Source organism: Phocaeicola barnesiae DSM 18169 = JCM 13652 (genome assembly GCF_000374585.1).
In the GTDB taxonomy this organism is placed as follows: Bacteria; Bacteroidota; Bacteroidia; order Bacteroidales; family Bacteroidaceae; genus Phocaeicola; species Phocaeicola barnesiae.
Genome location: NZ_KB894643.1, coordinates 52,092 through 67,273 on the forward strand (window position 1 = coordinate 52,092; position 15,182 = coordinate 67,273).

8 protein-coding genes and 1 tRNA gene are annotated in these 15,182 nt (G+C 48.0%); 4 read left to right on the plus strand and 5 right to left on the minus strand.

The genetic code is table 11. The annotated features are described in order from the left end of the window. The first annotated feature begins 170 nt into the window (after window positions 1–170). Together C510_RS0100265 and C510_RS0100270 are read left to right on the plus strand one after the other, a co-directional pair. A complete protein-coding gene (locus tag C510_RS0100265) occupies window positions 171–719 on the plus strand; it encodes a helix-turn-helix domain-containing protein (protein WP_018709331.1) in 549 nt (182 codons plus the stop codon). 89 nt (window positions 720–808) lie between these two features. Continuing rightward, entirely contained in the window at window positions 809–2,464 is a 1,656-nt protein-coding gene (locus C510_RS0100270) for an AMP-binding protein (protein ID WP_018709332.1), read from the plus strand. Between the two features lie 103 nt (window positions 2,465–2,567). Here C510_RS0100270 and C510_RS0100275 read toward each other — a convergent pair whose 3' ends face one another. After that, a complete protein-coding gene (locus tag C510_RS0100275) occupies window positions 2,568–4,106 on the minus strand; it encodes an alpha-N-arabinofuranosidase (protein ID WP_025892504.1) in 1,539 nt (512 codons plus the stop codon). 169 nt (window positions 4,107–4,275) lie between these two features. Here C510_RS0100275 and mltG point away from each other — a divergent pair, with 169 nt between their 5' ends. Then, window positions 4,276–5,295 (plus strand): endolytic transglycosylase MltG, encoded by a 1,020-nt coding sequence (mltG, locus tag C510_RS0100280; protein ID WP_025892505.1) that lies wholly within the window; start codon window positions 4,276–4,278, stop codon window positions 5,293–5,295. A gap of 219 nt (window positions 5,296–5,514) precedes the next feature. Here the strand turns inward: mltG and carB are convergent, their stop codons facing one another. The 3 genes from carB to C510_RS0100295 are packed head-to-tail and all read right to left on the minus strand — an operon-like array spanning window position 5,515 to window position 11,753. Then, complete coding sequence (gene carB, locus C510_RS0100285; protein WP_018709335.1) at window positions 5,515–8,742, minus strand: carbamoyl-phosphate synthase (glutamine-hydrolyzing) large subunit; 3,228 nt, start codon at window positions 8,740–8,742, stop codon at window positions 5,515–5,517. Between the two features lie 20 nt (window positions 8,743–8,762). Beyond that, window positions 8,763–9,839, minus strand: a complete 1,077-nt coding sequence (gene carA / locus C510_RS0100290) for a glutamine-hydrolyzing carbamoyl-phosphate synthase small subunit (RefSeq protein WP_018709336.1) — start codon at window positions 9,837–9,839, stop codon at window positions 8,763–8,765. 30 nt (window positions 9,840–9,869) lie between these two features. After that, window positions 9,870–11,753: an amidophosphoribosyltransferase gene (locus C510_RS0100295; RefSeq protein WP_026320043.1), complete on the minus strand. Its 1,884-nt coding sequence runs from the start codon at window positions 11,751–11,753 to the stop codon at window positions 9,870–9,872. A gap of 549 nt (window positions 11,754–12,302) precedes the next feature. Between C510_RS0100295 and C510_RS0100305 the strand changes: the two genes are divergently transcribed. Next, window positions 12,303–12,378 (plus strand) — tRNA-Thr (locus C510_RS0100305). A 136-nt stretch (window positions 12,379–12,514) separates the two neighbouring features. Here C510_RS0100305 and xyl3A read toward each other — a convergent pair. After that, on the minus strand, window positions 12,515–15,097 hold the full coding sequence (xyl3A, locus tag C510_RS0100310) for a xylan 1,4-beta-xylosidase (RefSeq protein WP_018709339.1): 2,583 nt from the start codon (window positions 15,095–15,097) through the stop codon (window positions 12,515–12,517). Between the last annotated feature and the right edge of the window lie 85 nt (window positions 15,098–15,182).

The window sequence follows — 15,182 nt, forward strand, 5'->3', positions numbered from 1 at the left end:
TCAAGCGAGACAGCTTTTTTTATACCCATACTTATCCTTCCGGCCCATAGAACCCCCTATCCTATCCAATTCCACTCATTTGGATAAAAAAAATTCACATTCTGATAGTAGATTCCAAATAATTGTATAATTTTACCCATGAAAAACACTTTTTAATAACCATTCATTCTATGGACGAACAAATAAAACAAATAGCTGAGCGTCTGCGTGGACTGCGTGACGCCATGGAACTGACGACAGAAGAACTAGCAAATGAATGCGGTATCGACCGAAAAGAATACGAACAGGCAGAATCGGGCGAATATGATATTTCCGTAAGCATGATGCAGCAGATTGCCCGTCGCTACGGCATAGCCCTCGACGCACTGATGTTCGGAGAAGAGCCCAAGATGAACACTTACTTCCTGACACGGGCCGGAAAGGGTGTCAGCGTAGAACGTACCAAAGCCTACAAATACCAGTCGCTGGCTGCCGGATTCAAGAACCGGAAAGCAGACCCGTTCATCGTTACCGTTGAACCCAACGACAATCCGATGCACTACAATACCCACGAAGGACAGGAATTCAACCTGGTAGTAGAAGGAAGACTGCTGCTGAGTATCGGAGGCAAGGAACTGACTCTGAATGTAGGAGACAGTATCTATTTCAATTCCCAGCTGCCACACGGCATGAAAGCGCTCGATGGAAAAACCGTACGATTCTTGGCCATCATCATGTAAACAAAGAATGAAGTACGAAAGATGAAGAGACGGTTCCGACCGGATCGCCCTTCCCCACCTCGATTCATTCCAATTCCAATTCAAAGATTATGTTAGAAAGATTTTTAAAACAGACCCATTTCACTTCACAACAGGACTTCATAGAAAACCTGAAGATAAATGTACCGGACAACTTCAACTTCGGATACGATGTAGTCGATGCCTGGGCAGCCGAACAACCCGACAAACCAGCCTTACTCTGGACCAACGACAAGGGTGAACACCGCCAATTCACATTCGCCGACATGAAACGCTATACCGACATGACAGCCAGTTACTTCCAGAGTCTGGGCATCGGTCACGGTGACATGGTGATGCTTATCCTGAAACGCCGGTATGAATTCTGGTTCAGCATCGTAGCCCTGCACAAACTGGGAGCGGTAGTTATCCCTGCCACTCACCTGCTGACCAAAAAAGACATCGTTTACCGCTGTAATGCCGCCGATATCAAAATGATTGTCTGTGCCGGCGAAGCTGTCATCACCGACCATATCACGGCTGCCATGCCTGAATCTCCCAGCGTACAGCGTCTGGTCAGCGTAGGCCCGGAAATTCCTGAAGGCTTCGAAGATTTCCATCAAGGAATCGAGAACGCCGCTCCATTCGTCAAGCCCGAACATCCGAACAGCAACGATGACATCTCACTGATGTATTTCACCAGCGGTACAACCGGCGAGCCCAAAATGGTTGCACACGATTTCACTTATCCGTTGGGACACATCGTTACCGGATATATCTGGCACAACCTGAAGCCGGACAGCCTGCATCTGACCATTGCCGATACCGGCTGGGGAAAAGCCGTATGGGGAAAGCTGTATGGACAATGGATTGCCGGCGCCAACGTATTCGTATACGACCACGAGAAATTCACTCCGGCCGATATCCTCCAGAAGATACAGGACTATCATGTCACTTCACTCTGTGCCCCTCCTACCATCTTCCGCTTCCTCATCCACGAAGACCTGACGAAGTACGACCTTTCACACCTGCAGTACTGTACCATCGCAGGTGAAGCGTTGAACCCGGCCGTATTCGAGACGTTCAAGAAACTGACCGGAATCAAACTGATGGAAGGTTTCGGACAGACAGAAACCACCCTGACCGTGGCTACCATGCCTTGGATGGAACCGAAACCAGGCAGTATGGGACTCCCGAATCCTCAATATGATGTAGACCTGATCGATAACGACGGACGTTCGGTTGAAGCCGGTGAACAGGGACAGATTGTCATCCGCACAGATAAAGGAAAACCACTCGGTCTTTTCAAGGAATACTACCGCGATGCGGAACGCACCCGCGAAGCATGGCATGACGGGGTTTATTACACAGGCGATGTAGCCTGGAAAGATGAAGACGGCTACCTTTGGTTTGTAGGCCGTGCCGATGATGTCATCAAGAGTTCCGGTTACCGCATCGGCCCGTTCGAAGTGGAAAGCGCACTGATGACCCATCCGGCCGTCGTAGAATGTGCCATCACCGGAGTCCCCGACGAAATCCGTGGACAAGTGGTCAAGGCCACCATCGTTCTGTCCAAGAATTACAAGGACAAAGCGGGTGATGCCCTCATCAAGGAACTTCAGAACCACGTGAAGAAAGTAACGGCTCCGTACAAATACCCGCGTGTCATCGAGTTCGTAGATGAACTTCCGAAAACTATCAGCGGTAAGATCCGTCGGGTAGAAATCCGGAAGAATGACGAAAAGTAACTCAAAAAACTTCTTAGATACCCCAACTGAAAAAAGGCTGTCTCACACCTTGTCTGCGAGACAGCCTTTTCACTGTTATCTACCTTTCGGAAAATCCACCTGGTTATTTGACCTCCAAAACAACGATTGATTTTGACGGCAGTTTTACCTGCAACCCATCCTTTGTAATCTTCGCATCCTTGAATTCCTTCGGAGCGACTACATCCGGTTGTTCGAATGTATTGTAGGCATCAATTTTATCTGCGGACAGAATACGTCCTGTCACAGATTTTGCTTTTACATCACCGAGATGGATTGTAATATCCTCATTCTCGTCCAACGAAACATTCGACAAAGAAATATGAATCACCCCTTCCTGATTGCGTGAAGCCGTAGCACTTACCAAAGGCAAAATACGGTCATCGCGGACAATCTTACGGTCACACTGCAAATCCAACGGCAGGTAAGTGGCATCCTGGTGTACATTGTACATTTCGAACACGTGATAGGTAGGAGTCAGCAACATCTTATCCCCCTGTGTCAGAATCATAGACTGCAGCACGTTCGCAATCTGGGCGATATTGGTCATCTTAATACGGTCAGTATATTTATGGAAAATATCCAACGTCAATGAAGCAACAAATGCATCACGCAACGTGTTCTGTTGGTACAAGTGTCCGGGAATAGTGCCCGGTTCTTCATCCCACCAGGTTCCCCATTCATCCACCATCAGACCGATACGTTTCTGCGGGTCGTATTTGTCCATGATGCTCATGTGACGTTTCACAACATCTTCTATTTCACGGCATTTACCCAATGTCCAATAATAGTCTTCGGCAGAGAACTGAGTAGCAGAGCCTTTACTTCCTGACCATCCCATGACAGTATAATAATGCAATGAGATACCAGACATTTGTGGAGCCGCCTTCTGCATCAGGACTTCTGTCCAATTATAATCGTAATCACTGGCACCACTGGCAATCTTGAACAGTTGGTTTCCGTTATAATTCCGGCAATATGTCTGATAGCGGCGGTACAAATCCGCATAATATTCCGGCAACATATTACCGCCACATCCCCAGCTTTCGTTTCCGATTCCCAGATATTTTACTTTCCACGGTTTCTCACGACCATTTTCCTTACGGAGTTTGGCCATCGGACTTCCCTGCTCGGATGTCATGTATTCCACCCACTTGGCCAGTTCTTCCACCGTTCCACTACCCACATTACCGCTGATATAAGGCTCACAGCCCAATATTTCGCACAGATTCAGGAACTCATGGGTACCGAAACTGTTGTCCTCTACCGTACCACCCCAGTTATTGTTTACCATGCGCGGACGTTTCTCTTTTGGACCGATTCCATCCATCCAATGATATTCATCGGCAAAGCATCCACCCGGCCAACGCAATACAGGAACCTTCAGTTTCTTCAAGGCTTCCAGTACATCAGTACGGTAACCTTTCTCGTTCGGAATGGATGAATCCTCTCCAACCCACAGACCGCCATAAATACAAGTTCCCAAATGTTCGGCAAACTGTCCATAGATTTCTTTCGGAATAATTTGTTTCCCCTGTTCCGGGTGAATGCTCACTACAGCTTTCTGCTGGGCAAATACAGGCATCACTGCACAGAAAGCCAGACCTAAAAATGCATTTTTCATGTTGGTTAAATTTAAATAGATTATCGTTTATATCGTATTTAATACAAAAATAAGTCAAAATAAGGATATGGAGGTGGACAAAGACCGGTATTTCAGTGGACAATTGTGTACCTCACACAACGGATTTAAGATATTTGGCGTATATTTGCACAGCCAATCAAAAACAGACATGAGAAAAAGATACATTTTCTTTATTTTAGGTTTCATCCTTATAATTCTTGTAACAGGAATTGCCGGTATTGTAACTGTTTTAAATCGCCCGTTCCAAGTGGAAAAAGGGACTTATCTCTATATCGATACAGATGACAACATCGACTCCGTATATCATAAGCTGACTACCCAACTACATGCCTCCACCTTGAAAGGCATCAAGCTGCTGGTGACTGTAGGAGGACTGGACCCGATTCATCCGGGAGCTTATCAGTTCGGCCAGGCAGACAATGCCCTGACAGCTTACCGACGCTTAAAAGCGGGAGCGCAGACTCCTGTCAACCTGACCATACCAAGTGTTCGTACCGTAAGCAAACTGCTGAGAACAGTCTCCCACCAACTGATGACTGATTCGGCCAGTCTGGCCCGGTTACTGATGGACAGCACCTATTGCGCCCAGATAGGCTACACCAGAGAGACCCTCCCCTGTCTGTTCCTCCCCAATACCTATGAAGTCTATTGGACCATGACACCGGAAGCTTTCGTCAAACGGATGCAGAAAGAGCACGACCGTTTCTGGAACAAAGAACGGAAAGCGAAAGCACAAAGTATCGGACTGACTCCGGAGGAGGTGGTGACACTAGCCTCCATCGTAGAAGAAGAGACAGCCAACAATGCTGAAAAACCGATGGTAGCCGGTCTCTACATGAACCGTCTGCATGCCGAAATGCCATTGCAGGCAGACCCGACTGTAAAATTTGCCTTACAGGATTTCGGATTACGACGTATCCTTCATGCTCATCTGGAAACGGAAAGCCCCTATAATACGTATAAACATACAGGATTGCCTCCGGGTCCCATCCGCATCCCTTCCATCCAAGGAATCGAAAGTGTCCTGAACTATACCCGCCATGACTATCTTTACATGTGCGCCAAAGAAGATTTTTCAGGTACTCATAACTTTGCGGCCACCTTTACGCAACATCTGGCGAATGCCAGAAAATACCAGCAGGAACTGAACAGAAGAAAAATAAAGTAAACCGAGAAATCCGCCTGACTGCTACTGCGTGAGGGTTATCCGCACAGCCATCAACCCATGTATCATTTCGAACGTTCGTTTGAATCAAAACGAACTCGCCTTTTACAGAAAATGTCCGTTCGTTTTGATTGAAACGAACGGACGTTTTTCAGATAAAGAAACGCCGCCCGGAAGTCATCTCTTCCAGGCGGCGTTTAAACAATTTCCTAATCAACCGGATTATTTATATTCATCCCAGCTCTTGATGGCAATGTCTTCGATGTCCATGGTACAGAAGGCATGGATGAAGGCACTGGCCAGACGGCCGTTGGTAATCAATGGAATATTCAGGTCAATAGCCGCACGGCGGATCTTATATCCGTTCTCCAACTCTGTAGCAGTCAGGTCACGCGGGATATTCACCACCATATCGATTTCTTTCTTATGAAGCATTTCGAGAGCCTGTGGCTGACCTTCTTCACTCGGCCAGTATACACGGGTATTCTCTACACCGTTTTCGGTCAGGAACTTCGACGATCCTCCGGTAGCGAAGATGTTATAACCTTTCGCCTTCAGTTCACGGGCAGCCTGCAGCAAATCGACTTTCTGCTTCAAGGTACCGGTAGACATCAGGACATTCTTTGCAGGAATACGATAGCCGACAGACAACATGGCCTTCAGCACCGCACACGAAGTATCGTCTCCGATACAGCCAACCTCACCGGTAGAAGCCATATCTACCCCCAGTACCGGGTCGGCTTTCTGCAGACGGTTGAACGAGAACTGGCTGGCTTTGATTCCTACATAATCCAGATCGAACAGGTTCTTTTCCGGTTTTTCTACCGGCAAGCCCAACATCACCTTGGTAGCCAGTTCGATGAAGTTCAGTTTCAGCACCTTGCTGACGAACGGGAACGAACGGCTGGCACGCAGGTTACATTCGATAACCTTGATGTCGTTCTCACGGGCCAGGAACTGGATGTTGAACGGACCGGAGATGTTCAGTTCCTTCGCAATCTGACGGGAAATACGTTTGATACGACGTACTGTCTCTACATACAGTTTCTGAGGCGGGAACTGGATAGTCGCATCCCCCGAGTGTACACCTGCAAATTCGATGTGTTCGCTGATGGCATAACAGATGATTTCGCCATTCTGGGCAACAGCATCCATTTCCACTTCCTTGGCGTGTTCGATGAACTGGCTTACTACCACCGGATGTTTCTTGGAAACATTGGCAGCCAGTTTCAGGAAGCGTTCCAATTCCTCCTGGTTGGAACATACGTTCATGGCAGCTCCTGAAAGCACGTATGACGGACGTACCAGTACCGGGAATCCAACCTTCTCGATGAAGGCATTGATGTCTTCCATGGAAGTCAATGCGCTCCATTCCGGCTGGTCCACACCGATGCGGTCCAACATGGCCGAGAACTTGTCACGGTCTTCGGCATTGTCAATGCTCTTGGCAGAAGTACCGAGGATGTTTACATGCTGTGCGTCCAGACGCATGGCCAGGTTATTCGGAATCTGTCCACCGGTAGAAACGATGACTCCGTGCGGATTTTCCAGTTCCAGAATATCCATGACACGTTCGAATGTCAACTCGTCGAAATACAGACGGTCGCACATATCATAATCGGTAGATACGGTTTCCGGGTTATAGTTAATCATTACCGAACGGTAACCTTCCTGACGGATGGTATTCAAGGCCTGTACACCACACCAGTCGAATTCTACCGATGAACCGATACGGTAAGCGCCCGAACCGAGTACGACGATCGATTTATGGTCGCCCAGATAATGTACATCGTTGGCTACACCGCTGTAGGTCAGGTACAGGTAGTTGGTCTGTGCCGGATATTCGGCTGCCAAGGTATCAATCTGTTTCACTACCGGCACGATGCCCTGCTGTTTACGGTGATTACGGATAGCCAGGCTACCGTCTTCCATATCACCCTGATAACCGATGGCACGGGCTACCTGGAAGTCAGAGAATCCCTGACGTTTCGCCTTCATCAACAGTTCGTTCGGCAACTGTGAAAGCTGTGTATGGTTATTTCCCCATTGTTGGAGTTCCATGGAAGTCTGCATGATATTCATCAGCTTGTCAAGGAACCACTTGTCAATCTTCGTCAGTTCATGAATCTGGTCGACTGTATAACCGGCACGCATTGCCTTCGAGATAACGAAGATACGCTTGTCGGTCGGTTCACGTAACGCCTTGTCGACATCGGCAATCTGCAGTTCCTTGTTTTCCACGAAACCGTGCATGCCCTGACCAATCATACGCAAGCCTTTCTGGATAGCTTCTTCAAAGGTACGTCCGATGGCCATGACTTCACCTACCGATTTCATGGATGAGCCCAGTTCGCGGTCTACGCCGTGGAACTTACCCAAATCCCAGCGAGGAATCTTACATACCACATAGTCCAACGCAGGTTCGAAGAAAGCAGAAGTGGTCTTGGTAACCGAGTTCTTCAGGTCGAACAGACCGTAACCCAAGCCCAACTTAGCGGCAACAAAAGCCAACGGATAACCGGTAGCCTTGGAAGCCAAGGCTGAAGAACGGCTCAGACGGGCATTCACCTCGATGACACGGTAATCTTCCGATTCAGGGTCGAAAGCATACTGTACGTTACATTCACCGATGATACCTACGTGACGGATGATGCGGATAGCGAGTTCACGCAGCTTATGATATTCGCTGTTAGTCAAAGTCTGCGAAGGAGCGATAACGATAGACTCACCGGTATGGATACCCAGCGGGTCGAAGTTTTCCATGTTACATACGGTGATACAGTTGTCGAAACGGTCGCGCACCACTTCGTATTCCACTTCCTTCCAGCCTTTCAGACTCTTTTCCACCAACACCTGCGGAGAGAAAGAGAAAGCTTTCTCGGCCAGTACGTTCAGTTCTTCTTCGTTGTCGCAGAAACCAGAGCCCAGACCTCCCAGTGCGTATGCGGCACGGATGATGACCGGATAACCCAATTCCTTGGCGGCACGGCGTGCATCCTCGATATTCTCTACCGCTTCACTCTTGATTGTCTTCACATTGATTTCATCCAGCTTCTTCACGAAAAGCTCACGGTCTTCCGTATCCATGATGGCCTGTACCGGTGTACCCAGCACGCGTGTATCATATTTTTCGAAGATACCTGCCTTATACAGAGCCACACCACAGTTCAATGCCGTCTGTCCACCGAAAGACAGGAGCACACCGTCCGGACGTTCCTTGGCAATCACCTTTTCTACGAAATACGGAGTCACCGGAAGGAAATAAATCTTGTCGGCAACCCCCTCAGAGGTCTGCACGGTCGCGATGTTCGGGTTGATGAGGACAGTTTCGATACCTTCTTCCTTCAGCGCCTTCAGGGCCTGCGAACCTGAATAGTCGAATTCACCGGCTTCACCGATTTTCAAGGCTCCGGAACCTAACAGCAATACTTTCTTTATATTTTCTTTCATTTCTTTCTTCTTTTAATGGATTACAGCAACTTTACAAATTCATCGAACAGGAATTCCGTATCGGTCGGACCGCTGGCAGCTTCCGGATGGAACTGTGCCGAGAACCAAGGATTCTTCTTGTGACGGATACCTTCGTTCGAACCGTCGTTCATGTTGATGAAGAGCGGTTCCCAATCGGTTCCCAATGTATTGTTGTCTACCGCATAACCGTGGTTCTGTGAGGTAATGAAACATTTCTCTGTACCTACCATACGTACCGGCTGGTTGTGGCTGCGGTGTCCGTATTTCAGCTTGTAGATTTTAGCGCCTCCGGCTTTGGAAAGCAACTGGTTACCCATACAGATACCGAAGATAGGCAGCTTCTCGTTCTGCATGGCCTTACGGATGTTCTGTACGGCAGCATCGCAGGTATCAGGGTCACCCGGACCGTTCGAGATGAAGAGACCATCGAATTCCAACGCATTGAAATCGTAGTTCCAAGGTACACGGATGACTTCTACATCACGTTTCAGCAGACAACGGATGATGTTCGATTTCACACCGCAATCTACCAGTACCACCTTTTTCTTACCTTCACCTTCGTTATAACGGATAACTTCCTTGCAGGAAACCTTGTCCACGTAATTCACGCCGGCATAAGTAGCCTCCGGAATGTTATCCGGCTCGTCGTCGAATACGATTTTTCCCATCATCACCCCGTGCTCACGCAACACTTTAGTCAGCTCACGGGTGTCGATGCCAGTGATTCCCGGAATCTGTTCACGCTTCAGCCATTCGGCAAGGCTTTCCACAGCGTTCCAATGGCTGTAGTTCTCGCTGTAATCGCTTACGATAATCGCTTCGGCATGGATTTTCTCACTCTCCATGAATGTAGGTATACCGTTTGCTTCGATAGTAAACGGAGGTACCCCATAGTTACCTACCAGCGGGTAAGTCAGCGTCATCAGCTGACCGGCATACGAAGGGTCGGTCAAGCTCTCAGGATAGCCGGTCATTGCTGTGTTGAACACCACTTCACCGGCTACCGGTTTCTCATAGCCGAACGACTTGCCATGGAAGCGGCTCCCGTCGTCGAGGATCAATGTTACATTTCTCATTACCTTTATTTATATGTATTGTCGTTTCTATTAAAAATTGAAATTCTGTTCCACGTAATCGATGAACGCCTGGTTCACCAGTTTCACACCCCCCGGAGTAGGATAATCGCCGCTGAAGTACCAGTCTCCCTCATGTGCCGGACATGCTTCGTGCAGGCCTTCCAGTGTCTGATAGACAATCTCTACCTTGGCCTGGGTACCGGCCGGTGTCAGCAGTTCCACCATCTTGGCGGAAACCTCTTCGTCCGTGAACGGCGCATAGATTTCCTTCACATAGTTCACCATCTGTTCTTTCGGCAGTCCTGCCTGTTCCTTCGATTTCCGGTAGGCTTCGCGGATAACATCCACCATGCCCCGATCCACCAGCAATGCAACGGCTGCCTTAAAGGCGATGAACTGTTCCATACTTGCCATATCGATACCGTAATAATCCGGATAACGCACTTGCGGAGAGGAAGACACGATGACAATCTTCTTCGGATGCAGACGGTCCAGAATACTGATGATACTCTGTTTCAACGTAGTTCCACGCACAATGCTGTCATCAATGATGACCAGGTTATCCTCGTATGGAATCAAGCTTCCGTAAGTGATGTCATATACATGGGCAGCCAGGTCATTCCGGGTATTTCCTTCGGCAATGAAAGTACGGAGCTTGATATCCTTGATAGCCACCTTCTCACTCCGGATACGTTGCGAGAGAATCTGTTCCAATTCGCTATGGCTCGGTTTGTGGCCCAATGCTTCGATACGCTTAATCTTCAGCTGGTTCAGATAATTGTCAAAACCTTCCAGCATGCCGTAGAAAGCCACCTCTGCCGTATTCGGAATGAAAGAGAACACCGTATGTACCACGTCGTTGTCAATAGCCTTCAGAATCGGGTCGACCAGTTTCTCTCCCAGCAACTTGCGTTCCTGGTAAATGTCCATGTCGCTACCCCGGCTGAAATAGATGCGTTCGAACGAACAGGCCTTCTTCTGTTTCGGTTCATTGATCTGTGCCAGACGCATCTCCCCTTTCTTGTTCACCAGAATGGCTTGTCCCGGTTCCAGTTCCTGAATGCTGTCTGCCGGAACATTCAGCGCGGTCTGGATAACCGGACGTTCCGAAGCCAAAACCATGATTTCATCGTCCATGTACCAGAATCCCGGTCGGATGCCCCACGGGTCGCGTACGGCGAAACACTCTCCGCTACCGGTCAACCCACAGATGACATATCCTCCATCCCATTTGGGGCTTGAAGTCTTCAGCACGTTAGTCAGGTCAATCCGGTCTTCTATGGCATGCGTAATGTCCATACCAACCAGTCCTTCGGCACTGCATTCGGTATAAAGGCGCTCCACTTCTCTGTCCAGACGGTGTCCCACCTGTTCCAACATGATGTAAGTATCGGCATATTTCCGTGGATGCTGACCGTCTGCTGTAATATCGGCAAAGATTTCGTCGACATTCGTCAGATTGAAATTTCCGCACAATGCCAGGTTCTTGGCCCGCCAGTTGTTCCGGCGGAGGAACGGATGCACATACGAGATACCGCTTTTACCCGTAGTAGAGTAACGCAAATGCCCCATGTACAGTTCGCCGGCAAACGGCAGACACTGTTTGGCATATTCGGCATCGTGAAGCTGCTCCTGTGTCAGGTCCTTGAAACAACTGTGTACCGTACTGAATATTTCGGTAATGGCACCCGAACCGAGTCCACGTTCACGGAACATGTATTCCTCGCCCGGATTGGCCTGCAGCTTCACACACGCCAGCCCCGCGGCTTCCTGTCCTCTGTTGTGCTGCTTTTCCATCAGCAGATAGAGCTTGTTCAGCCCGTACATCCAGGTACCATATTTTTCCTGATAATATTCCAACGGCTTCAGCAACCGAATCATTGCGACACCGCATTCATGTTTTAGAGGTTCCATATCTAGCTATAAAGTTTTTTGTATCTGTATCCGTGTTATCCCGTTCCATTTTTCCTTACCTATCTGTCCCGTATAAATGCAACAACGCCCGGATATGCCGAAAAGCAATTCCGGGTGTCGCAGTATCTAAACAAAAACGATATGAAAAACAATGGAAGAAAAAATACGATGTGAAAGCCATCTGCTGTTGAATGAAAAAGAAGAAATAAGCAAAGGGAAACGGCTTCAGACTGACAGCTTCATTTCCATTTGTCCCGAAACTAAATCCATCCGACACTGCGTTCGAATATCCAATGAATTTTTCCTTATAATCTTTCAATCTATTACTCATCCAACGAATTTATGTCACATCACAATTCGGGTTGCAAATATAGTGACTTTTGAAAAAACAATCTAACGAAAAGACAAGTTTCTGATTCAATGTTTCGATTTTTTTTCATCCATCCGCCTTCCTTCATTTTTTTCTCACTTTTTTAGGGATTTTGTTTTGTGTATTCAAAGAAAGCCGTAAATTTGCATCGCTTTTGAAAAGGAATGCTCAAAAGAGTTGCCGAAATAACTCAGTTGGTAGAGTAACTCATTCGTAATGAGTAAGTCGCGGGTTCGAGTCCCGCTTTCGGCTCCAGAAGGAAGTGCTGATAATCAGTACTTCCTTTTTTTGTAACCTTATCGGTTCAACTAAAAAAGGGTCGGCACAAAGCTTTTGGATTTAACAAAATACCTGACCGACCCTAACCAATCTCTAGCAAAAATATCTGAAACTATTCAAGGACTGTAAATGACGAATACATTTCTACCTCCGAACTGCCTCCTACTCCCAACTTGTAAGTTCCAGGAGACAACTTCACGGTATTCGACCGGTCGTCCCACCACTCCAATTCCTTGCCTGACAATTCGAATTGGACATCGACCGTTTTTCCTTGAGGAATAGATACCCGCTTGAAGGAACGAAGCGTCTTGACCGGTCCTTGCTCATCGTTCTGCTTATGCAGATAAAGCTGAACAACTTCTTCTCCATCCCGGTTTCCAACGTTCGAAACAGGTACGGTAACCTGTAACTTTTCTCCATCAGCTACGGTTGTCTTATCCAACTTAACGGTTCCATACCGGAAAGTGGTATAACTCAGACCATATCCAAACGGGAAAAGTGGTTTGTCCGTCATAAAACGATACGTCCGCCCCGCCATGCTATAATCTTCAAAATCGGGCAGTTGGCTGACATCCCGATAGAACGTTACCGGAAGCCGACCCGCCGGATTATAATCACCGAACAATACATCGGCTACAGCAGTTCCTCCCTGCTGTCCGGGATACCAAGCCTGCAGAATGGCATCACAGGTAACCGTTTCAGGCACAAGTCCAATGGGAGAACCGGAACAATTCACCAGAATCACTTTCTTCCCGGCATCATGCAACGCCGCAAGTAGTTTTCGCTGTACATCCGGCAATTCGATACTTAAACGGTCTCCTTTCCGGAAGCCAGGCAAGTCAACGCCCATCTCTTCTCCTTCCAGACTTGGAGAAATACCACCGACAAAAATTACGACATCCGCCTCCTTCACGGCATCCACAGACCGGGCTATGTCTACCTTTCGCTTGAATCCCATATCAAAATTAAGCTGTGCATCGCTCTGTAGATATTCGAAATCCAGTGTAATATCGTATTTCTTTCCGGCCACTACCTGCATGGAACAAGACTGCCTGTTTCCTCCATGGTGGTTATGGAATGCCAACAACTCCTTCCCATTGACCGTCAGCCTGCCTTTACCGAACGAATACAGGTCAAAAACGATTTCACCGGATACTTCCGGAATGTAACTGCTACGGTAGGTAGCAGAAAAGTCTGTCAGATTTACTCCAGGAGCAAAAACCGTTGCTCCTGACGTACAGAAATTAAACGGAGTAAGCACCTGATTCTCTACATCGGCCACTCCTTCGTGATTGACATTATTCCAATATTGAGCAGTAAACCCAGGCCCCTTTTCAGAGCGACATTTACTGAATACACTTTCCAACAAAGTCTCTCCTACCCACGGACATCCCTGTTCATATATCAGTCTGTCACCTTTACCCAAAGCCGATTGAATTCCCTCCAGAATAGTCACTGTCCGGGCAGGCATTCCGTTGTAGTTTCCCCACATCATCACCGAGTCCTTGGCATTGGGTCCCATAACAGCCACCTGTAAGCCTCCACGTTTCAGCGGCAATATTCCATCCTTGTTAAGTAACAGTGTCATGGATTCTCTCGCCATTTTCAAGGCCAATGAATCGTGTGCCGGCGAAGCCACTACAGAATACAGAATCTTAGTCCACGAAACCTCACCAGGATCATCCATCTCTCCCAAAGCAAAGCGCGCTTTCAACAGCCGTTTCAAGGAACGGTCTACCGCCTCTTCATCAATCAGATTTTTGCGGGCAGCCTCTGTCAAGGATTCGAAAGTCGCTCCACATTCCAGATCAGTTCCGCTCAAGACAGCCGCAGAAGCCGCAGAAGCCGAATCCTTGTGAGTCTTGTGTCCGTTTTCACTGAAAAAATCATTGATGGCCCAGCAGTCACTCAACACAATGCCGTCAAATCCCCATTCCTCCCGCAAAATCTGTGTAAGCAGACGCTTATTGCCACAGCAGGGTTCACCTTCAAAACGGTTATAAGCACACATCACTTCCTTTACATCGGCCTCTTGTACCAACGACTTGAAGGCAGGCAAATAGGTTTCATAGAGTTCACGGGGAGTCAGATTCTCCACATCAAACGAATGCCGGTTCCATTCCGGTCCGGAGTGCACAGCAAAATGTTTGGCACACGCATACAGCTTATCATATTTGCCGTCATTCGTTCCCTGCAGTCCTTTCACTACCTGCACACCCATCCGGCTGGTCAGATACGGATCTTCACCATAAGTCTCGATACCACGTCCCCAACGAGGATCCCGATAAATGTTCACGGTAGGAGTCCACATCGTCAATCCCTGATACCTTTCCCGACTACCCATCGATACATAATGGGTATTTTTAGCACGGGCCTCATCAGAAACGGCAGTAAACACCTGATAAACGAGGGAATCATCGAACGAAGCAGCCATTCCGATGGGCTGAGGAAAAACAGTGGCAAGACCAGCACGCGCCACACCATGAAGAGCCTCATTCCACCAGTTATAAGGTTTGATACCTAAACGTTCCACCGGCTTGGAAACATCCATCATCAAAGAAATCTTTTCCGGAAGCGTCAGTTCCTTCAACAATAATTCGGCCCTTTCCTCGGGAGACAAGGAAGTATCTCTAAAATCAGACGCCACCCGAGCATTTTCAGCTGTAAGGGCTTCATTATCTGTATCCGGAAACATATCATCCGCATACCTCTCTATTCCGGCATATAGGGGGAATATACAAAAACAGCTTATCAAAAGCAGCGGGAAAAGGTGTTTATTC

Bases quoted from the DNA above. Each gene is read 5' to 3' on its own strand.
- C510_RS0100265 (WP_018709331.1), top strand. From the start codon at position 171: ATGGACGAACAAATAAAACAAATAGCTGAGCGTCTGCGTGGACTGCGT.
- C510_RS0100270 (WP_018709332.1), top strand. From the start codon at position 809: ATGTTAGAAAGATTTTTAAAACAGACCCATTTCACTTCACAACAGGAC.
- C510_RS0100275 (WP_025892504.1), bottom strand. From the start codon at position 4,106: ATGAAAAATGCATTTTTAGGTCTGGCTTTCTGTGCAGTGATGCCTGTA.
- mltG (WP_025892505.1), top strand. From the start codon at position 4,276: ATGAGAAAAAGATACATTTTCTTTATTTTAGGTTTCATCCTTATAATT.
- carB (WP_018709335.1), bottom strand. From the start codon at position 8,742: ATGAAAGAAAATATAAAGAAAGTATTGCTGTTAGGTTCCGGAGCCTTG.
- carA (WP_018709336.1), bottom strand. From the start codon at position 9,839: ATGAGAAATGTAACATTGATCCTCGACGACGGGAGCCGCTTCCATGGC.
- C510_RS0100295 (WP_026320043.1), bottom strand. From the start codon at position 11,753: ATGGAACCTCTAAAACATGAATGCGGTGTCGCAATGATTCGGTTGCTG.
- xyl3A (WP_018709339.1), bottom strand. From the start codon at position 15,097: ATGTTTCCGGATACAGATAATGAAGCCCTTACAGCTGAAAATGCTCGG.